The organism is Seonamhaeicola marinus, from assembly GCF_008085455.1.
Genome location: NZ_VSDQ01000047.1, coordinates 1 through 361, shown reverse-complemented (window position 1 = coordinate 361; position 361 = coordinate 1). Strand labels below are relative to the sequence as shown.

At 35.7% G+C, this 361-nt stretch carries 1 pseudogene; it reads left to right on the top strand.

From position 1 onward, the window contains the following. Positions 1 to 361: pseudogene (locus tag FUA24_RS00300) on the top strand (gliding motility protein RemB); the annotation flags it as partial.

The window sequence follows — 361 nt, the reverse complement described above, 5'->3', positions numbered from 1 at the left end:
TACTCCGAAAGCTTGAAGGCCTTTGGGCCAGATCCTGCTATTATTCCTGGGCGTGGTATTGCTAAACGTTTTAAAACAGATAGTTATGATTATCCGGTTGCCGAAGCTTATTTATCATATTCGCCCACAAATTTTTTAAACATTCAGTTTGGGCACGGTAAAAATTTTATAGGTGATGGTTATCGTTCTTTATTATTAAGTGATGTTGCTAGTCCGCATCCGTTTTTAAAACTAAATACCAAGTTTTGGAAACTTAAATATACAAACACATTTATGTGGATGAAAGATGTAAGAGACGAGGTGGTACAAGACAAGGCGTTTTTAACCAAATATGTAGCTAACCATTATTTAAGCTGGAATG